Here is a 20,543-nt window from a genome sequence, read left to right on the forward strand (position 1 = left end):
AACTTTATTGTAGCCCATCACCGTTTTGAGAGGCTTTTTTTATTTTTTCATTATCATAAATTCATTTTTCTTTTCTGCAAATTTAGCGATAAGTGATAAAATACTAAAAATTCCACCTAAAACGCCAAACATAAACACTAAGATTACGAATAAAGAACTATGAATTAAACTGATGATGGCAAAAATAATTAAAAATAGTACTAGCAATCCAAAAATAAGATTTGCCTTAGCAACGTATTTAATGGCACCAGTCATCTTACCAACGCTGCCAAATTGAGGAAGATTACCTAAAGATGATAAATCATTTAAATTTAGTAACGCCATGATTTTTTTGGCATCGCGATAAACTAAAGTAAAAATCACCCATAATGCTGCTAATAATCCAATTAAAATGCCAAAAAGTAACATCATAAAGTTACGAATTCCACCTTGATAAACTACTACAGATGCTGTTAAAAAAATAATTGCAATCATTGAAATGAAAAACAAATATTTAAATTTAGCTAATTTTTTTAAAATATTACTCCATTTTTGAATGTATCTTTGAATTTCAAACATGTTTAGAATTCTCCAATTCTTATTTAATGAACTTTATTATAACAGTTGTCCTGATAATAAAGCAAAAAAGAGGATAATAAAAAGCCGGCTACATTAGATTGTAGTCGGCTTGAATTTTATAATTTTTCGTCAATTAATTGATATTCAGCATCAGTTAAATTAATGTTTAATGCTTTAACGTTACTTTTAACTTGTTCAGGTTTTTTAGCACCGGGAATCACAACAGAAATGTTAGGATTCTTGATGTACCAAGCAATTACGATTTGGGCAACTGTAGCATCGTATTTTTCAGCAATCGGACGAATTTCGTCAATTCCATCGATGATTTTTTCAAAGGTTGCACCTTGGAAATCAGGATCATCATGACGAATATCATCAGCTGGGAAAGTTGTTGCTTTAGTGTATTTACCAGTTAATAATCCGGAAGCAAGTGGGAAGAATGGTACAAAGGAAATATTGTGTTCTTTAAGGTATGCAAAACTTTCTTGTTCAGCATCACGATCAATTAAATTGTATTTTTCTTCATCAACATCAACTAAATTATCAAGGTTAGCTTGTTTAAGTTGTTCCATTGACATGTTTGAAACCCCAATGGCCCGAATTTTACCTTCTTTTTTCAACTCATTAAGGGCGGCTACTGATTCATTTAAAGGAGTTTTGCCGTCAGGAAAGTGAATGTAGAAGATATCTAAATAATCGGTCTGAAGGCGTTTTAAACTATCTTCAACGCAATCACGAAGGTAAGCAGGTGAATCATCAATTACAACACTTCCATCTGCTTCAACTTTTTGACAACCCTTAGTTGCAATTTGAATTTTTGAACGGTCGTAACCCTTAATTGCTTCACCAATTAATTTTTCAGATTCTCCCATTCCATAACCAAACGCCGTATCTAAGAGAGTAATTCCAGAATCTAAGGCAGTTTTAACAATTTCAATTCCAGTCGAGTTTTTAAGGTTGGGGAAAAGGTTATGACCACCAACCGCATTAGTTCCTAAGCCTAATGGTCCAGTAACTACATCTGATTTTCCAATTTTTATTTCTTGCATAAATATTCTCTTAATCTAATTCAGCTTTAATCGCTGGTTGTTGTAATAAATAGTTATAAATAATAATGGCTTGATTATGTTTCTGATCTTTAGCCCCATATAAAAGAATTACGTTTTGCTTTTTAAGCTTCTCTGCTACAAGATTAACAAATTCTTTAGTTGATGGATTTTGCTCAAGTTCAGCTAAATACTTGGTTTTAAATTCGGGAAAACGATCAGGAACGTGATTAAACCATTTTCTTAATTCAGTTGAGGGAGCAATTGATTTTTCCCAGTTGTCTAAGGTTGCTCTGATTTTTGAAATTCCACGTGGCCAAAGGCGGTCAACGAGAATTCGATAACCATTTAAATCGGCTGGTTTAGTGTAAATTCTTTCAAGTTTAAGTTTGATTTTGCCCACCACCTTATCTAAACTAAGTATACAATAATTAAATATCACTTACTAAAAATTAGTTTACATCAATTAATCTTGCAATACTTGCCAAAAAGCATGGAACCAAAGGTCATCATAAAGACACCCCAATTACCTAATTCGCGACTAAGTAACTGGTTTGGATCAGTCCAGTTTAATGATAAAAGCCGCCAATCACGGGCAAAATAGTAAAGACAGCCAGCAATTTGGCTCAAAATAATTCCGGATAATAGTGGTAAAATTAGTTCAATTTTCAAATGAATAAAGAAGGCAATGGCGAGGCTTAAGATAATCGTTAAACTAATTTGAATGCCAGTTGCTAACCAAAATTTGATTTTTAAATAATGAGTAAACTTAATTGGGAAACTACGCATCATTTCAAAGTTTTCCCCGTCCAAAGAAATAATATTCCCTACAAAGGCATAAGCATTAAACGTCATGAATGAGAACATCACTCCTACCAAAAAGAACACACCAGCATATTCTAAGCCCAGGTGATGAATGAGATCTTTACTACCGTAACTAAACCCAAATAAAAAGATAAAAGGCATCATAATTGTATTCATGAGGACCTGGGTCATAAAAGATGGTTGGCGTAGTAGTTGTAAATTGTAACGAATGAGGGTTTTACCAAGTGATTTTTGGACCACTGGGTGCGTTGGAGTCTTTCGCTTTTTGGTATATGAGCTTTTAATTTGCAAAAGGCCGCTATTGCTTAATTTGTTTAAAATGAACATTCCCCCAGTAGTAATGCCGATTAAAACTAGCAATGTGATCAGCGATGTCGCACTAAAGGGCTGCGTGATCAATTGGAAAATTGGTTTTAACGGACTGAGGACTGTTTGATCGGTAGTGTGAGGCTCGTTTTTGGTAATACTGCCAAGGTAAAAAATAAGGGTAAGCAAGGCGACGATAATCGCAAAAACCACGTTGTAGTTGCTTTCATAAGCCGTCATGACAAAAATGGCTAGCACTGGAATGGCAAAGGGAATCATAGTAATGACAATCGTAATTAATTTGGCCGTCCACAACGTACTAATTTTTACGGGTAGGGATAAATAATTTTGCAGGTCTTGATTGTCCAAAAACACGTTGTTAATGGTGGAGATTAATTGGGACATTAATAAAAGACTAAATAAGGCTAGGAAATGAGTAAAAATTCCTGGAGCGTGAGATAAGTCAACTGAGAGCAGTGAAAAACTAAAGAGTACCATCAAAAGGAAGCCCGTTAAAACAGACCATAAAATCGTTGATTTAACAATTTGATTGATACTTTTACCTTTTTTTCGTTGGCGCTGGGTGCTACTAGGGTTGGAGTAGAGCAAATTAACTTTAATGAGCTCGGTTAATTTTTTATTCAGCATGTGAATCACCTTCAAGTTGTTCAATTTCTGATTGATTATTTTTGCGACCAATCAGATTAAGATAAATTGTTTCCAGTGATTCCTTAGGATGTGCTTCTAAAAGGGATTTAACAGAATCATTAAAAATCATTTCACCATTTTTTAAAATGGCAATTTCATCACATAATTGTTGCGCAGTATCAAGCACGTGGGTCGAAAAAATGCCTGTTTTGCCTTGTTCTGCATGAGCTTTCATGTTTAATTTCAGTTCGATGCTGAGCTAAATCTAATCCATCAAAGGAAATTTTTCCGGAAGTGGGTTCAATGATGCTGGTTAGACTTTTTAGCGTCGTTGATTTACCAGCACCGTTATGACCGAGAAAGCCAAATCTCACTAGGAAACGATAGAATCTTTTTAATCTGGTATAATTTACAAAGAGATTTTGAGAACTAGGAGGTTAAAAACATTGTGGGAAGTAAAGCCATTTAAAGAACTAAGTTTAGAAGAACTCTATGAAATTTACCGCGTCCGTTCCGATGTGTTTGTTGAAGAACAAAAAATCACAGAATCGGATCCAGACGAAAATGATAAGATTGCACTTCATGTCTTTGAAACGGATGGCAATCGAATTACCGCTTATGCTCGCATTTTTAGTGAGCAGCAATACGTTACTTTTGGACGTGTTTTGACAACCGGTCAAGTGCGTGGAACAGGAAAAGGGCGAGGATTGTTACAAGAAATTATGCGACAAATTAAACTTCATTTTCCAGGATTACCAATTGAAATTGAGGCTCAATTTTATGCCGTTGGTTATTATAAAAAAAGTGGATTCAAAACTTTCGGTAATCCCTTTATTGAAGCCGGAGTTAAACACATTAAAATGATTCATGATTCCATGCAAAAAGACTAGCATCTGAAAAACGGATGCTAGTCTTTTTATCTATTCATTTTCGTGTTTATAATCATTCAATAAGATTGTTTCTTCGTAGTTCACGTTTTGCCGTAACTTAAGTCCCATTCCAGGGCCAATGTGATTATTTTCAATCAAAACCTCGATGGCTTTTCGTTCTGCTTCAAGGGCTTGCATTCGAAGCGTAATTAATTGTCGTTCATATTCTTTTTCTTCGGCTTCAGAATCACCAAATGACTGTGCTTCTTGAATTTGTCTTTCATAATGAACAATTAAGAAGTGAACTGTTTGGGCAGAAAAATCTCTTTCGTCAATGTCCTTACTATTTAAGAATTTCTTTACGGCATTGATTGCACCTTGTGAGCCAACTTTTTGAATCAAACGTAAGTCTGATTTAGTTGCTTCACTTTCGGAACCATTCCATTGCCAAACTTTAATTGCTCGTATTAAGCGACTAAAGAAACTTAAGTGGGGCATATTTCGGAAAGTTTGACGATTTCCAGCTGCTTGAGATAACAGATATTCTTGTTGGTTTAATTGCCGACTTTTAATCCAATAAGAATCTTTGTTAATTAAACCTTTTTCGTAAAGGGTATTAACGGCATCGCGAATTCCATTTAAAGCAACTCGCCGTAAGGCTAACATTTCGTTTAGAGTTTGAGTTGTTTCTGCTCGATCGTGTAAACGATATTGGATTTTCCGAATGTCGACTTCATAATCAGTGATGATATCAAATACAGCCCGTTGGGTATCTTCGGTTTTGTTGTTTTCTAAGTTTGCAATCGCCGAGTTCATAAGATATAGACGAGCTACGTCATAAGATACGTATTCAGGAGCATCTTCATCGTTGTCTTCGTTTTCTTTTTCATCAATTACGGAAGCTCTGGTTTCTAAAGTTCCTTTACCAGGAGCGATTAGTGGCAAAGTGATGGTAGCAGCTACTAAACTGATGACAATTACTGATGCGGCAATGAAGAGCATTAATGAGCGATCTGGGAAGGCTTTTCCACCGTCGATAAAAGCTGGAACAGAAAGTACCCCAGCCATGGTAATGGCACCACGAACTCCAGATAACCCAGCAAGAAGAGCAACCGAAAATTTAGGTTTCTTGGTTTCCTTTTTTGTTACATAATAAGCGAATGATTGGTAACCAATAATCCAAACAACTCGGATGACTAAAATCATAAACCAGATTGCAAAAGCATAGCCTAATGAAGCAAATGTTCCGTAGATTTTACTTTTGAAGACCGCGTGCATGGCGACCGGTAACTCAATTCCAAGAACTAAGAATACAACTCCGTTTAAACAATAAATGATGATATCCCAAGTTCGGTTAGTTAATAAAGTAATTTCTGGAGTTTGTCCACGTACCTTTTTTTCGGAAAGGTGTTCAAAAATTCCGGCCGTTACTACGGCAATTACGCCTGAAGCATGGAGAAAATCTTCGGCGATAACGTAAATTACAAATGGAGTTAAAATTTGGAGAACAACACTAAAAATCGCATCATTGAAATTAATACTATGTAACCAATTTCTAAGCCAAATTAATCCGGCCATTAAAGCCATTCCAGCTAATAGTCCGACAATCGCCATGTAAACAAAGTCACCTGCTGCTTTAGAGATTGAAAAATAGCCAGTTACTACTGCTGCAATAGCGTATTTAAAGGCAATCAAACCACTGGCATCGTTAATTAAACTTTCACCACTAACCAAATGCAAAATATTTTTTGGTAATTTAACTCGTTTTGAGATTGATTGTACAGCAACTGGATCAGTTGGGGAAAGAATTGCAACAAGAGCAAAACTAACTCCTAATGGCATGCTAGGAACTAACCAACTAACAAAGAATCCACCTATAATTGTGGTTAAAAAAACTAATAAAATTGCATTTTCAAAAATTGGGCCACGTAATTTCCATAGTTCTTTTTTAGGAAAATCACGACCATCGTTAAATAGCAACGGGGCAACAAATAATAACATAAACCACGTTGTATCAAGATCAATTTTAAATTTGAATAAGATTGCGATAATAACTCCAAATGCGACTTGTAACAAACTTACCGGAACAGCGGTAATGTAATGACTAGCCACATTGGAGACTAGAACTAGACCAAGCAGAATTAAGACTGCTTCCAATATCTCCATAAATATACCTCCAAAAGTAGTGTTTATCTTAATTATACCAACAAAGAGGGGTTATATAAATTAAAGCTGTGGGAATGATGGTTATAAGTACATAATTTAAAGGTAAGCGCTACAATCAAAATATAAAAAACAATAGGAGCGTGAATTATGAAAAAAGTTGCTTTAGTTACAGGTGCAGGTCAAGGAATTGGTGCAGCAATTGCTAAACGTTTGCATAAAGATGGTTTTGCAATTGCCTTGGTTGGAAGAACAGAATCTAAGGTTGAAAAAATTGCTAAAGAAATTCAAAATGATCATGGTGATGCCATTGCAATTGCTGCTGATGTAGCTGACCGTGATGCAGTATTTGCAGCAGTTGAAAAAGCTGCTAAACACTTTGGTGATTTTAATATCATGGTAAATAATGCTGGAGTTGCTCCTACAACTCCAATTGATGAAGTGACTCCAGAAATTTTAGAAGATACTGAAAAGATCAACGTTGGTGGTACAATTTGGGGAATTCAAGCTGCTTCTAAAAAATTCAAAGAACTAGGTCACGGTGGTAAAATTATTAATGCTTCCTCACAGGCGGGAATGACTGGAAATCCTAATCTAACTGTTTATGGTTCTACTAAGTTTGCAATTCGCGGAATTACTGAAACAACTGCTCGTGAATTAGCTGATTTTGGAATTACTGTAAATGCTTACTGTCCTGGAATTGTAATTACTCCAATGATGAATGATATTGCCAAAAAAGTTGCTGATAATGCTGGTAAACCCTTTGAATGGGGAATGGAACAATTTGCAAAGGATATTGCTTTAAAACGCTTATCAAAACCAGAAGATGTTGCTGGATGTGTTTCTTATCTTGCAGGCCCAGATTCAGATTATATGACTGGTCAATCACTATTAATTGATGGTGGAATGGTCTTTAATTAGTCTAATTAATAAAATTTCATATTAAAAAAGAGCTTTAATACTTATAATAGTGTTGGAAGCTCTTTTTAATTTTTGCACTTATCTAACATTCAAAGTTGGTGATTACCCACGGGTTTTCGAAAAAGCACAATCAGTTAAATAATTTTAGGAGGTAAATTATTATTACTCAAACTGAAGAACTAATTAAAGAATACTCAAAAGATCCAGAATTTAAACGTTTTTATGATGAAGAAGCTTCTAAGACTGGGTTAGCTCTTGCAGTCAAATCATTAAGAGATCAATTTGGATTATCACAGGTTGAATTTGCTAAATTAGTGGGAAAAACCCAATCAATAATTTCAAGAATTGAAACAGGAGAAACGAATCCATCTTTCAAATTACTAAATGAAATAGCTGATAAGACAAATAAAAAAATTGAGATTAAATTTGTATAGTAAAAAAGAGCCTACCATTACTTGCGTTAAGCAACAATGGGGCTCTTTTAATTTCCAACTTTGAGGTATGGACTCACCTATAATCAAATCATTACGATCCCCTCAACACCGAAAGGGCAACTACTAAAGCACAAATTAAAAACAAACAAAAACAGTAAATTTTATCAAATAAGTTATAAGTCATTTTTTGGCTAGGAGATGGATTTTTTACGAATACATATACAGCCGCTTCTACCATTAGGCAAAATAACATCATTAATACTAAAGCCGCAGCAATCATTTCTTTCATTTCCATTCCCCCATTCGAATTATCATATAAGTACATTATAGTATGAAACAAAAAAGAGCGGTAAGAAAACCGCTCTTTTTAATTGAATTTTATTTAATTTTTATAAATTTTCGTTGATTTCTTCATCAGTGTTAACATCTGATTCATCAAGAGCTGAGTCAGCGTGCTTCATTCCATAAGCAAAGTAGATGATTACTCCAACTACAAACCAAACGATTGAGTAAAGTTTTGCCTGGACATCAAGTCCCATGAAAATGGTAAGTGATCCAAGGAAACCAAGAATTGGAAGAACAGGGAAGAAGGGTTGTTTGTAAGCAGCCTTAGGAAGATTCTTTCCTTCACGTTTTCTCAATGGATACATTGCAAGTGAAACTGCCATGAAGGCGATTAAGGTTCCAGCAGAAATCAATTGAGCCAAGAAAGTGAATGGAAAGACAGCTCCCATTACAACTCCAACAGCAGTGATGATCCAAAGAGCATTTTGTGGGATTTTTTTCTTATTTAGTTTACCCATTGATTTTGGAAGCATTTTATCACGACCAAATGAGTAAATTAAACGTGATCCAGCCATCATCATTCCAATCAAGGCTACCAACATCCCAGCAACGGCAATTGCTTGCACAACGGATGCAATAATTACGTGACCTTGTTGACGAAGAGCCCAACCAACTGGTTCAGCATTACCAAGGTAAGCTGAGTATTTAAACATTCCCACCATAACTAGAGAAACAGCTACGAAGAAGACCGTTCCGATTAAAAGAGAACCGATGATTCCACGAGGCATTGTTTTTTGAGGATCTTTAGCTTCGGCAGAGTTAGCAGCAATTGAATCAAAACCAATGTATGAAAGGAAAATGGTTGAGATTCCGGCATAAATTCCAGACCAGCCACCAACAAATTGGGTACCATCAGAAAGGGCATGTGGCTTAGGGAAGAATGGAACATAATTTTGGGCTTTGATAGCAGTTGCACCAACCACTACAAAAGTGATGATAGCAAGAAGTTTCAAAACAACCAAGACGTTGGCAACTTTAGTAGTTTCAGCATCACCACGAAGTAAGATAAACGCAACTAAAGCTACGACAACCACCGCAATGATATCAATGACACCACCGTTTGTTCCAAGTGGAAAAGCGAAAGCGTTTGGAATTTTCCAACCTAATGGGGAAATTAATCCTTGCACATTAGCCGACAATCCAGCAGCAACGAAGGCCACCGCGATTAGGTATTCGGCAAGTAGCGCCCAACCAACAATCCAACCCCAGAATTTACCGAATAGTACGGAAATCCAAGAATAAGCGGATCCAGCAAATGGAAGCACTGAAGCCATTTCAGCGTAGTTCATTGCTACCAAACCAGCAGCTACGGCGGCTAGTAAGAACGAAATAACTACGGCTGGTCCGGTAAATTTAGCAGCAACTAATCCAGGTAGGGTAAAGATTGAGGTTGAAAGGATGGTCCCTAGCCCTAAAGCTAAGAAGTCTTTTACTGTCATGGTCTTTTTCAGTTGCTTATCTTTTGATGCGTAAAAATGAAAGTCGACTTTCTCATTCATTTTTTTGAAAATGTTTTTCATGTCATACTCCTTTAAATATTACCAGCCCATTGGTTTAGCTGGTGGTAGTTTTCCATCATTTAATTCTTGCATTGCTTGTTCTATGACACTAAAAGCCTTGTTTAAATCAGTTTCTTTAATTACCAATGGTGGTTGGAAACGTAAGATGTTTCCACGCACCGTAATCATTAAAGCTCCTAATTCAAAGATTTGTGTGATTAATTGGGTAGCGGCGTCATCGTCTGCTTTTCCAGTTGCTGGATCCACAATATCAATGCCACCATTTAACCCATAAATGCGCACAGCTCCAATAAAATCAAATTTATCTTTCATTTTATCAAAAAAAGCCTTAGCTTGCTTGCCTAATTTGGCACTTCGTTCAACTAAGTGTTCGTTTTCAATCACATCAAGGGTGGCATTTGCCGAAGCAGTCGTCACTGGATTACCCGCTGTGGTATACACATTTCCGGGAGCGCTCAAGGCATCCATCACTTCAGCTCGTCCTAGAACAGCACTAAGTGGAAGTCCTGAGGCAATTGATTTACCAACCGCAATCAAGTCCGGATGAACATCAGGAAAATGTTGAATGGACCACATTTTGCCACTCCGCCCTAAGCCTTGGTTAACTTCATCGACAGCAAATAAAATTCCATGATCTTTAGCAAATTGATAAACTTTGTTGAGATAACGTTCAGGTGCTTTAATAAAACCACCATCACCTTGAATTGCTTCAATTTCAATTAAAGCCGTTTCGTCAGCAGGTAAGTAGGTTTCAAATGGTAATTTAAAAGCGTCAAACATGCGATCAGAAAAATCATCATCGCTTTCGTTCGGTAACCGATACCAAGGACTAGGAAATGGCACTTTCACAACTCCGGGTAATAATGGACCAATCTTGCGGGTCATGTTTAAACTAACGCCAGAAGTTGAAATGGAACCATAGGTTGAACCATGATAAGCACCAGTGAAACTGACAATGTATTGGCGACCAGTATAAGCACGAGCAAATTTGATAATGGCATCGTTTGCGTCAGACCCAGAATTTCCGTAAGCAACTTTTACAGGTCCGTTGATGGGAGCTAATTTAGCTAAACGAGGAGTTAATTTTGCTTCTGGTCCGTTAGCAAAGTAGGCAGGCGTATATTGGATTAATTGTTCTGCTTGTTGCTTGATTGCTTCCACAACGTGCGGATGACAATGGCCAGTATTAGTGGCTGAAGCACTTGAAAGTAAATCAATGTATTGATGATCATCTTTGTCAGTTAAAATGGCACCTTTACCAGATTTGATAACGATATCAAAATATTTAATTCGAGCTGCTTTCGCGTAATGTTGTTGTTCTTGATCTAAGATTTCTTGATTTGACATAGTATAAACTCCCTTTGCTTAAGATTTATTTAAGTTTTTAAGAGTATAAAGTGAATGAAAATCAATGTCAATGCTAAACTTTCTGATTTAGGTAAATAAAAAGACAATCACGTTTATTAATGATTGTCTTTTACTATTTAATTAGAAAATTTATGATTAATTAGCCAAAGGTCTACTAAAAGGATAGCGGTATAAATGGCACCACCAAATCCTAAGAAAGGCATTCCAATTGAGTTTACGATGATACCACCAGTGGCAGAACCAACTGCGATTCCGACATTGGTAAAAATCGGATTAAAGGAAGATGCAAGTACTAATGATTGTGGATACTTAACTTCTGCAATGTGCATATAGAAGAGTTGGGTAGTTGCTCCCGCAAGTGCAAGGGTAAAGCCCAAAATGATAATTAGGACTAAATCAATTGTTGAAACTTTGAAAAAGATTGAAATACCTAGTAAAACAATTTCTTGAAGAATGTAAAATTTAAAAATCCGTTTCATTCCGTCACGAGATGCTAAACGACCGGCAACTTGGTTTCCAATTAAACTTGCAATCCCATAAATAATTAAGAAAACCGTGACAAAATCGATGCTGTAACCGAATGAATTAGTTAACATTGGCGTCACGTAAGTATAGACAACATATCCACCACCTGTCATTAAAACAGGAACAAAAATTCCTAAGAGAATCAATTTGTCTTTGAAAATTTTAAATTGATCAGTAAAGTGGTCCACTTTCTTTTGGCGTAAGTCGTGGGGTAATGCAATCACGAAGGCGATTAAAATTAAAAAACTTAAGGCCGCAATAATCCAGAAAGTAATGTGCCAACCAACTTGATTACTTAACCATGTTCCGGTTGGAACTCCAAAAACTGATGCGATACTAAAACCAGAAAAGACCCAGGATACAATCCAAGCTCGCTTGTTGGGTGGAGTGATGTAAGTCGCAAATGTAATTGCAATGGAAATGGTAATTCCAGATACAAGGGCGGTAATAACACGAGAAATGGTTAAGACAAAAAAGTTAGGGGAAACAGCAGATAATATATTTCCAAAAATAAAAATCGATAAGATTAATACCATAACTTTATCTAAACGGCGTTCACCAACCATTAGGGATAGAATTGGTGTTGAAACTGCATAAACTCCCGCAAAAATAGTGGTTAATAATCCAGCTGTCGAAATTTCTACGTGAAAAGTATCAGCGATATCTCCTAAAATTCCCACGATAATAAATTCACTCATCCCTAACATGAAGGCAATCGCGATGAGAATTAGGGTTTGTATTTTAAAACTTTTCATAAATAACTCCTTTTAAGTTGATTATGATTGAGTGTGATGAGTTAAGACCCAAAGAATTACCAATAAAATGGCAGTATAAATGATGTAAACCGAACCCAATGAAAGTACAGGCACGAAAATTCCTAACAGGATGCGTTTATCGGTTAGAATTTTAAATTGATCAGTAAAATGTTCTACTTTTTTCTGTTTGAGATCATGTGGAAGTGCTAATTGAAAGGCAACGAGCACCAGTGTTGAAAGAATGGCAATAATCCAGAAAGTTAGTCGCCAACCAACTTTACTACTTAACCACGTTCCGGTTGGAACCCCAAAGACTGAGGCAATACTAAATCCCGAAAATACCCAGGACACAATCCAAGCTTGTTTGGCTTTTGGTGTAATAAAGGTAGCAAATGTGATTGCAATTGAAATGGTAATTCCAGCAACCAATGCGGTAATAATTCTGGAGAGTGTCAGCACAAAAAAAGGTTGGGGCAATCGCTGATAAAATGTTACCAAAGATAAAAACCGCCATTGTAAGGCCAATTACTCGATTAAGTCGATGTTCCCCAACTAATAAAGATAGAATCGGAGTCGAAATTCCCGCTGCCAGTTGTACTTGGGAGATACGCCGTTCTTTACGTAGTTTTTTAATTAATTCTCCATTAGTCATAGTGGCACTCTTTACTTTTAAATCAGTCTATAAAATGAATTATGACGAAAAGCTTTACATAATGATACTCCTTCACTTCTGCGCATGTAAACTATGGGCAACGGAGGATGAAAATCATGAAAAGTACATTATTACAGCAAAAACAATTTAGAAATTTTTTCATCTCAGACATCATTTCTGGGTTTGAAGTAGGACTTACGACTGTCGGCGCTAACTGGTATGTATTGGAGCAAACCAATTCCGATAGTATCGTGGAAACCTTTTTAGCGATTAACGTATTAGCAGGCTTTTTGATTTCGCCAATTGCGGGTTATGTAACTGATAAATTCACTCGCAGAAACGTAATTATTGGGACCTTTTTAATTCGGGCCGTTCCACTGGGAATCATCGCAGCTTGCTTAGTTCTTTTTAAATTTAATTTACTGGAAATGTATGCCTTAGCAATGTTTACCGGAGTTGGTTGGGTTGCCTATATGGCAGCTTCCAGAAGTTATATTCAGTCAATTGTGCCACAAAAGTTACTGGGCAGTGCTAATTCGTTTATCGAGGTTTCCTTACAGGTCGGGATGTTTTTAGCGGGAGGCTTATTATATTGTTTTATCGTTAGATTAGTATTGAACTTAATGCACAATTTCTAATTGCCGACTACGATTATCCGTGCGAGCGATTAGATTGCACTTGTTGTGTTAAGTGCGGTTCAGCCGAAATTAAACACCCATAAGACAAGTGTTTGCCTTAATTGTTGAAAAAATTGTCGCACAAATTATTTCTTAAATTGAATCAAAAAACGATAGAATTAGGAAATACCAGCATTTCAGCAGCTATAGCTGTTCGATAAACAATAAATTTGCATAATGTTATCGTTAATATTACGTAAACGTTTCCATTAATTATCCAAATGTTTTATACTGTAAGCGTTACATATATTGGTGCATGATTAGAGCAAATCAGTTATGTTTCAAAAAATTATGGAGGGATTAATTATGGTAGATAAGAAAAAAGGGCAGGGGTTGCCAAACTTGCCGCTAAGCACCATTTGGATGCTAAGTTTTGGATTTTTGGGCGTGCAGATGGCATTTTTATTGCAGAGTTCCCAAATGGGACGTATTTTTCAGACCTTGGGTGCTGATCCCACTAAGTTAGGAGCTTTCTTCATCCTACCACCATTGGCAGGGTTGTTTGTTCAACCACTAGTTGGTTATTTTTCAGATCGCACTTGGACAAAACGCTTTGGTCGTCGAATGCCTTACCTATTGGGTGGCGCTTCTGTGGCAGCTATTGTAATGCTCTTGTTGCCTAATTCAGGTAGTTTTGGTTTTTCAACTGTTGCTGGTTTGTGGTTTGGAGCAATCACAATTTTGTTCATGGATTTGAGTTCTAATGTTGCAATGCAACCCTTCAAGATGGTTGTGGGTGACATGGTTAATGAAGACCAAAAATCATACGCGTACTCAATTCAAAGTTTCTTGTCTAATACAGGGTCTGTCCTTGCAACAATTTTTCCATTCTTGTTGACAGCGATTGGTGTTGCTAATACAGCACCTAAAGGTCAAGTTCCAGCTTCTGTGACTATTTCATTCTATGTTGGTGCGTTAATCTTAGTTATCTTTTCACTAATTGCAGTCTTTAACGTGAAAGAATACGATGATGCCACTTATGAGTTATATCATGGCTATGCTTTGAATACACCAAATGATGGTGAAGGTGGCTTCTTGACTTTGTTAAAGCGTGCACCAAAAACATTTTGGATGGTTACTTTGACTCAGTTCTTCTGCTGGATGGCATTCCAATATTTGTGGACATATGGTGCTGGTACTGTGGCAGACAATATTTTCCATGCAACTAATCCAACATCGGCTGGGTATCAGAATGGTGGTAATTGGTTTGGTATCTTGTCAGCGGTTTATGCTATTGCGGCCGTTGTGTGGTCACTAGTCTTATCAAAAATTCCAGCAACTAAAAACAAAACGGGTTATGCTTTGTCACTCTTTTTAGGGGCAATTGGTTTCACATCGGTATTCTTTATTCACTCACAGTATTTGTTGATTGGTTCATTTATTTTAATCGGTATTTCATGGGCAGGTATGATGGCATACCCATTCATTATGGTAACCAACGCATTGCCTGGTGATCACATGGGTACGTATCTAGGATTGTTTAACGGTTCAGTTTGCTTGCCGCAAATTGTAGCTTCGGTTGCTAGTTTTGCACTATTTCCTGCACTTGGTTCACATTTTCCATCAATGATCTTAGTATCCGGAATCTTAATGTTAATTGGTGCTGTTAGTGTTGGGTTTATCAAGGAAATTCACAGTAATCCAGTAAATGCACAATAATGGCTAACGTTTCGGCGTAATATGTGCGATCAGTCGTCGTAGATATTAGCGCTGAAGCTAAGTATTCGAAAAATGAAAGAGGTAGAAAGTCTTATGAAACGAATTTTTGAAGTTGATCCTTGGAAAGTTACATCACATGATTTGAATCCCGAAGATAAACGTCTCCAAGAATCTATGACGAGTTTGGGTAACGAATACATGGGCATGCGTGGCATGTTTGAAGAAGTCTATTCCGGTGACACACATCAAGGAATTTACGTTGGTGGTGTTTGGTTCCCAGATAAAACACGTGTCGGTTGGTGGAAAAATGGTTATCCGCTTTACTTTGGAAAAGCTATCAATGCGCTAAACTATGTCAAAGCAGACATTTACGTTGATGGTAATCAAGTTGATCTAGCTAAGAATGATGTGACTGATTTTGAAGTATCATTGGATATGAAAAATGGTGTTTTGAATCGAACGTTTACTGTGTTTGGCGTAACGTTTAAAATCACGCGCTTAGTTTCAGCAGCAGTGAAGGAATTGGCAGATATTCACTATGAGTTGTCATCTGCTGATGGTCAAACGCACACAATTCGTTTTGATGCTAGTATCGACGCTGACGTTGTCAATGAAGATTCAAATTATGATGAAAAGTTTTGGCAAGTTTTGGACGCAGGTAATGAGACTAATTCATCATTTATCGCTACGCAAACAATTGAAAATCCGTTTGGTGTGCCACAATTTACAGTTGTTGCCCGTCAGAGCTTTGTTGGCGGTAAAAAGCATGGTGCGAACCGCTCTGAAAAAGAAGTGACTGATAACTTTGACATTGAAGTACCAGCTAAAGGTTCAGTTAGTTTCGAAAAGCGCGTGATTGTGACAACTTCGCGTGATTATGATAGCCTAGCTCAAGTGATTAAAGCAGGTGAGACATTAACTGCGGATCTTGCCGCACAAAAATACGACGACATATACACAGCACATGCACAAGAATGGGCTAATCGTTGGGAAAAAGCTGATGTTAAAATTGAAGGAGATGATGCGGCGCAGCAAGGTATTCGCTTCAACTTATTCCAGTTATTCTCAACTTACTATGGTAATGATCCACGTTTGAATATCGGACCAAAAGGTTTCACTGGCGAGAAGTACGGTGGTGCCACGTATTGGGACACCGAAGCATTTGCTATTCCTGTTTACCTTGGTGTTGCTGATCCGTCTGTGACCCGTTCATTGCTACAATATCGTTTTGATCAGTTGGATGGTGCATTCCACAATGCCAAAGAACAAGGCTTAAAAGGTGCTTTGTACCCAATGGTGACCTTTGATGGTATTGAGTCACACAACGAGTGGGAAATTACTTTTGAAGAAATTCACCGTAATTCGACAATTGCTTATGCGATTTATAATTATACAAACATCACGGGAGATCACTCATGGCTTGACGGTGACGGCGCACAAGTTTTGTATAATATCGCACGCTTCTGGGCAGATCGTGTCCACTATTCTGCCCGAAACGATAAGTACATGATTCATGGTGTCACGGGTCCCAACGAGTATGAAAACAATGTTAATAACAATTTCTATACAAATTGGATGGCAAAATGGGTTTTGCAATACTCCCTTGAACACTACGGTGAAATTAATGCTGATGAAAAAGCTAAGTTGGCTTTGACGGATGAAGAATTAGCAAAGTGGCAAGAAATTGTTGATAAAATGTATTTGCCAGAGGCTGATGTTGAAACCAAGACAGGTAAAAAACATATCTTTGTTCAACATGATACATTCTTGGATAAAGATTTGACACCAATTGCTGATATGCCACAAGACATTCGACCAATTAACCAACACTGGTCATGGGATCGCATCTTGCGCTCACCATATATTAAGCAAGCTGATACATTACAGGCCATGTTCTATTTCCCAGACGCGTTTACAGAAGAAGAAAAGCGTAACAACTTTGAATTCTATGAACCATTTACAGTGCATGAGTCATCATTGTCGCCATCTGTTCACTCAATTTTGGCTGCTGACTTACGAATGGAAGATAAAGCAGTTGAACTGTACGAACGTGCGGCCCGTTTGGACTTAGATAATTATAATAATGACACTTCAGATGGTTTGCATATAACCGCTATGACAGGCTCATGGTTAGCGATTGTGCAAGGATTTGCTGGCATGCGTGTTCGTGATGGCAAACTCTACTTGAAGCCATTCTTGCCAAAGAAATGGACAAAATATGCTTTCCGTTTGGTATTCCGCGGTCATGTTTTGGAAGTGTCAGTCGATGGTCAAGGTGCACATGTTGACTTGATTTCAGGTGAACCATTAGTGATTAACCTATCAGGGCAAGATGTCGAATTGACAAAGTAATAAGCATAATGATGAGCGAGGAATCGCTCATTTGTTGTATAGCAGGAAAGGATATCATGAAAGTAGTAGAGAAGGATTTTGGGCAATTACCTGACGGAGAAGTCGTGACGGCGTTTACCCTAGAAAATATCAAGCACACACAGATTACTGCAATTTCATACGGGGCAACTTGGCAATCGTTTTCCGTTGAACGTGATGGTGTCAAACAAGAATTGTTAGTCCAATTTGATGATTTAGCCGCGTATTTAGATAATCCATTCCATTTTGGAAATACAATTGGTCGTGTTGGTGGTCGTCTATCAAAAACTGATTATGATATTAATGGGGCACATTTTACATTAACGCCAAATGATCATGGCAATGTTTTACACTCTGGCATTAATGGCTTTGATGCGGTTAATTGGCACGGTGAAGCAAGAAATTTGGGTACAGCGGCGGAAATTAATTTCACACGTACTTTTGATGATGAATTCGCCGGACAATTAGCTGCCCAAGTGACCTATCGATTGAACGATGAAGATCGTTTAGACATTATATTTAGTGGCGTTTCAACCGAGAATACATTGTTCAATCCAATGACGCATGTCTACTTTAATTTAGTTGGTAAGGATCAAGATATCAGCCAGCATAAATTACAAATTGCATCACGTCAACATCTTGAAGTTGATAATCACGCGATTCCAACCGGTAACTTGATTGATAATCAAAATACAAAATTTGATTTTGCGCATTTGCATGCCTTGGGACAAGAGCATTACGATGATGCTTGGGTATTAGATCCCAGCCGTCAAGGGGAGGGAGTAAGACTAACTTCACCCGATGAAAGTTTGACCTTGACAGTGGATTCAGATCGCAATGGTGCGGTTGTATTCACTGCCAATCCTGACGATAGCAGTGACATTAAAACAGCGCTTGCTATTGAGATGCAGACCTTGCCTGATGCGGTTAATCATGAAGGCTTGGGTGATATTGTTTTGCCAGCAAATGAAACAAAAACATATACTGTAACTTACCAAATTAAAAAAAGCGAGGATAAATAAAAATGGCTAAATTTTCAGATATTAAAGGTTTTGCCTTTGATTTAGATGGCGTTATTGCCGACACGGCGCGCTTTCATGGTGAAGCTTGGCATCAAACAGCTGATGAGGTTGGCACAACTTGGACACCAGAATTAGCTGAAAGTTTGAAGGGCATCAGTCGCATGGCTTCCTTGCAAATGATTTTGGATGCTGGGGATCATGCCGATGATTTTTCTCAAGCAGATAAAGAAGCATTAGCAGAAAAGAAAAATCATAATTATCAACAACTCATTTCAACATTGACTGAAAATGATATTTTGCCTGGCATGAAAGATTTCATTCAATCAGCTAAGGCAGCTGGCTATACAATGTCGGTGGCATCAGCTTCTAAAAACGCACCAATGATTCTAGATCATTTGGGATTGACCGAATATTTTGTTGGCATTGTTGATCCCGCCACTTTGACAAAGGGGAAACCTGATCCTGAAATCTTCGTTCGTGCTGCGGAAGTCTTACATTTAGATCCAGAAAATGTCATTGGATTGGAAGATTCAGCTGCTGGAATTTCCTCAATCAATGGCGCAGGTGAAACATCACTAGCAATTGGTGATCCAGATGTGTTGTCAGAAGCGGATCTGAATTTTGAGTCTACTTCAGAAGTGACATTAGCAAATATTGAAGCTAAAATGCAATAGATAACTAAAAAGAGTGTCAGTACATAAAAATACTGACACTCTTTTGTTGTTTTAATTAACATTTGCCACCGTATTGCCCTGCTTGAGTGTGATATCGGTAAAAGTTACGTTATGCGTTGTTGTATGTGATCAACGAGAGCCGTAATAGCTAATTTATCCATCTGTGTAAATTTTTACTGCACAGGTGCTAAAAAAGGACGTGCTAATTGGGTTAATTCTGTCCAATCGATGATCACAATTGATAGATTCTCAGAGACAGAAATGCCAACACCTTTTGCACCATTTTGTTAGTTTCTTCTTTCTTTAGGTAGTAATGTTTTGAAAATAGAATTATTATTAAAATAAGCAACTATTCAGGGGGGCTCTAAATGAAAGGAATTATTCTTGCAGGGGGATCCGGTACACGGCTTTATCCAATTACACGGGCGATTTCAAAACAATTGATCCCGATTTATGATAAGCCAATGATTTATTATCCGTTATCGACGTTAATGTTGGCAGGAATCCAAGATATTTTGGTTATTTCAACACCTGTTGATACACCACGGTTCAAAGAACTGTTAGGCGATGGTCATGATTTGGGCTTGAATCTATCCTATGCTGTCCAAGAAAAGCCGAACGGTTTAGCTGAAGCTTTTATTTTGGGTGCTGATTTCATTGGAAATGATTCAGTCTGTCTTATTTTAGGTGATAATATTTATTATGGTGGCGGCTTATCCAAGATGCTTCAACATGCTAGCGCTAAGCCAAAGGGGGCCACGGTCTTTGGTTACCATGTCAATGATCCGGAACGGTTTGGTATCGTTGACTTTGATGAAAATATGCATGCAAAGTCCATTGTTGAAAAGCCTGTACACCCAGCTAGTAATTATGCTGTCACGGGAATGTATTTTTATGATAATCAAGTCGTTGATATTGCGAAGAATATTCAACCATCACCACGTGGTGAATTGGAGATTACGGATATCAACAAAGTTTACTTAGAACATAATGAGTTAGATGTTGAACTCATGGGCCGTGGTTTTGCTTGGCTTGATACTGGGACCCATGACTCATTACAAGAAGCAAGTAGTTTTATCGCAACCGTGCAAAAACGCCAGAGCTTAAAAGTGGCTTGCTTAGAAGAAGTGGCGTATCGAATGGGTTATATTGATGCTGATAAAGTGTATGAATTGGCGCAACCATTAGGGATTAACTTTAGTATTA

The 20,543-nt window shown here is 37.4% G+C and carries 19 protein-coding genes and 1 pseudogene; 9 read left to right on the forward strand and 11 right to left on the reverse strand.

All coding sequences use genetic code 11. The features are described 5' to 3' along the window. Nucleotides 1-39 precede the first annotated feature (39 nt). The 5 genes and pseudogenes from FD36_RS05070 to FD36_RS06995 all read right to left on the reverse strand — a co-directional run. Entirely contained in the window at nucleotides 40-558 is a 519-nt protein-coding gene (locus tag FD36_RS05070) for a hypothetical protein (protein WP_056958488.1), read from the reverse strand. Between the two features lie 116 nt (nucleotides 559-674). Next, the gene (locus tag FD36_RS05075; RefSeq protein ID WP_056958490.1) at nucleotides 675-1,607 is read right to left on the reverse strand and encodes an aldo/keto reductase; all 933 of its coding nucleotides are present in this window, start codon (nucleotides 1,605-1,607) and stop codon (nucleotides 675-677) included. A 10-nt stretch (nucleotides 1,608-1,617) separates the two neighbouring features. Beyond that, nucleotides 1,618-1,998 (reverse strand): DUF488 domain-containing protein, encoded by a 381-nt coding sequence (locus FD36_RS05080; RefSeq protein ID WP_041818010.1) that lies wholly within the window; start codon nucleotides 1,996-1,998, stop codon nucleotides 1,618-1,620. A gap of 68 nt (nucleotides 1,999-2,066) precedes the next feature. After that, nucleotides 2,067-3,383 (reverse strand): hypothetical protein, encoded by a 1,317-nt coding sequence (locus FD36_RS05085; RefSeq protein ID WP_056958492.1) that lies wholly within the window; start codon nucleotides 3,381-3,383, stop codon nucleotides 2,067-2,069. Next, nucleotides 3,373-3,751: pseudogene (locus FD36_RS06995) on the reverse strand (ATP-binding cassette domain-containing protein); the annotation flags it as partial. The pseudogene FD36_RS06995 and the gene FD36_RS05085, both read right to left, overlap by 11 nt. A 78-nt stretch (nucleotides 3,752-3,829) precedes the next feature. Between FD36_RS06995 and FD36_RS05095 the strand changes: the two are divergent. Then, nucleotides 3,830-4,273 (forward strand): GNAT family N-acetyltransferase, encoded by a 444-nt coding sequence (locus tag FD36_RS05095; protein ID WP_056958496.1) that lies wholly within the window; start codon nucleotides 3,830-3,832, stop codon nucleotides 4,271-4,273. Nucleotides 4,274-4,303: 30 nt separating this feature from the next. On the opposite strand, the gene FD36_RS05100 is transcribed toward FD36_RS05095, so the two are convergent. Next, nucleotides 4,304-6,418, reverse strand: a complete 2,115-nt coding sequence (locus tag FD36_RS05100; RefSeq protein ID WP_056958498.1) for a cation:proton antiporter — start codon at nucleotides 6,416-6,418, stop codon at nucleotides 4,304-4,306. 144 nt (nucleotides 6,419-6,562) lie between these two features. On the opposite strand from FD36_RS05100, the gene FD36_RS05105 reads away from it, so the two are divergent. Beyond that, entirely contained in the window at nucleotides 6,563-7,336 is a 774-nt protein-coding gene (locus FD36_RS05105) for a (S)-acetoin forming diacetyl reductase (RefSeq protein ID WP_056958501.1), read from the forward strand. A 182-nt stretch (nucleotides 7,337-7,518) separates the two neighbouring features. Further along, nucleotides 7,519-7,770: a helix-turn-helix transcriptional regulator gene (locus FD36_RS07070; protein ID WP_225361972.1), complete on the forward strand. Its 252-nt coding sequence runs from the start codon at nucleotides 7,519-7,521 to the stop codon at nucleotides 7,768-7,770. Nucleotides 7,771-7,861: 91 nt separating this feature from the next. Here FD36_RS07070 and FD36_RS05110 read toward each other — a convergent pair whose 3' ends face one another. From FD36_RS05110 to FD36_RS05130, 5 genes are all read right to left on the reverse strand, one after another. Beyond that, nucleotides 7,862-8,059, reverse strand: a complete 198-nt coding sequence (locus FD36_RS05110; RefSeq protein ID WP_014081484.1) for a hypothetical protein — start codon at nucleotides 8,057-8,059, stop codon at nucleotides 7,862-7,864. Nucleotides 8,060-8,159: 100 nt separating this feature from the next. Next, nucleotides 8,160-9,635, reverse strand: coding sequence for an APC family permease (locus FD36_RS05115; protein WP_056958503.1), 1,476 nt, complete (start codon nucleotides 9,633-9,635; stop codon nucleotides 8,160-8,162). An 18-nt stretch (nucleotides 9,636-9,653) separates the two neighbouring features. After that, nucleotides 9,654-10,982 (reverse strand): aspartate aminotransferase family protein, encoded by a 1,329-nt coding sequence (locus FD36_RS05120; protein WP_056958506.1) that lies wholly within the window; start codon nucleotides 10,980-10,982, stop codon nucleotides 9,654-9,656. Between the two features lie 137 nt (nucleotides 10,983-11,119). Continuing rightward, nucleotides 11,120-12,283: an MFS transporter gene (locus FD36_RS05125; RefSeq protein WP_056958509.1), complete on the reverse strand. Its 1,164-nt coding sequence runs from the start codon at nucleotides 12,281-12,283 to the stop codon at nucleotides 11,120-11,122. Between the two features lie 21 nt (nucleotides 12,284-12,304). Further along, nucleotides 12,305-12,781, reverse strand: a complete 477-nt coding sequence (locus tag FD36_RS05130; RefSeq protein WP_162255841.1) for an MFS transporter — start codon at nucleotides 12,779-12,781, stop codon at nucleotides 12,305-12,307. Between the two features lie 270 nt (nucleotides 12,782-13,051). On the opposite strand from FD36_RS05130, the gene FD36_RS05140 reads away from it, so the two are divergent. The 6 genes from FD36_RS05140 to rfbA all read left to right on the forward strand — a co-directional run. Beyond that, nucleotides 13,052-13,573 carry an MFS transporter gene (locus FD36_RS05140; protein WP_056958516.1) on the forward strand — a complete coding sequence of 174 codons (522 nt, stop codon included), beginning with the start codon at nucleotides 13,052-13,054 and terminating at the stop codon, nucleotides 13,571-13,573. Between the two features lie 345 nt (nucleotides 13,574-13,918). Beyond that, nucleotides 13,919-15,271, forward strand: coding sequence for an SLC45 family MFS transporter (locus FD36_RS05145; RefSeq protein ID WP_056958518.1), 1,353 nt, complete (start codon nucleotides 13,919-13,921; stop codon nucleotides 15,269-15,271). A gap of 93 nt (nucleotides 15,272-15,364) precedes the next feature. After that, nucleotides 15,365-17,623 carry a glycoside hydrolase family 65 protein gene (locus FD36_RS05150; RefSeq protein ID WP_056958520.1) on the forward strand — a complete coding sequence of 753 codons (2,259 nt, stop codon included), beginning with the start codon at nucleotides 15,365-15,367 and terminating at the stop codon, nucleotides 17,621-17,623. 56 nt (nucleotides 17,624-17,679) lie between these two features. Continuing rightward, complete coding sequence (locus tag FD36_RS05155) at nucleotides 17,680-18,663, forward strand: aldose epimerase family protein (RefSeq protein WP_056958522.1); 984 nt, start codon at nucleotides 17,680-17,682, stop codon at nucleotides 18,661-18,663. A gap of 2 nt (nucleotides 18,664-18,665) precedes the next feature. Next, nucleotides 18,666-19,337, forward strand: coding sequence for a beta-phosphoglucomutase (pgmB, locus tag FD36_RS05160; RefSeq protein ID WP_014081491.1), 672 nt, complete (start codon nucleotides 18,666-18,668; stop codon nucleotides 19,335-19,337). A gap of 368 nt (nucleotides 19,338-19,705) precedes the next feature. Continuing rightward, nucleotides 19,706-20,543 (forward strand): glucose-1-phosphate thymidylyltransferase RfbA (gene rfbA, locus FD36_RS05165; RefSeq protein WP_056958524.1); only part of this gene is annotated, 838 nt, incomplete at its 3' end.

This window comes from Fructilactobacillus sanfranciscensis DSM 20451, from assembly GCF_001436035.1.
GTDB classification, from domain to species: Bacteria; Bacillota; Bacilli; order Lactobacillales; family Lactobacillaceae; genus Fructilactobacillus; species Fructilactobacillus sanfranciscensis.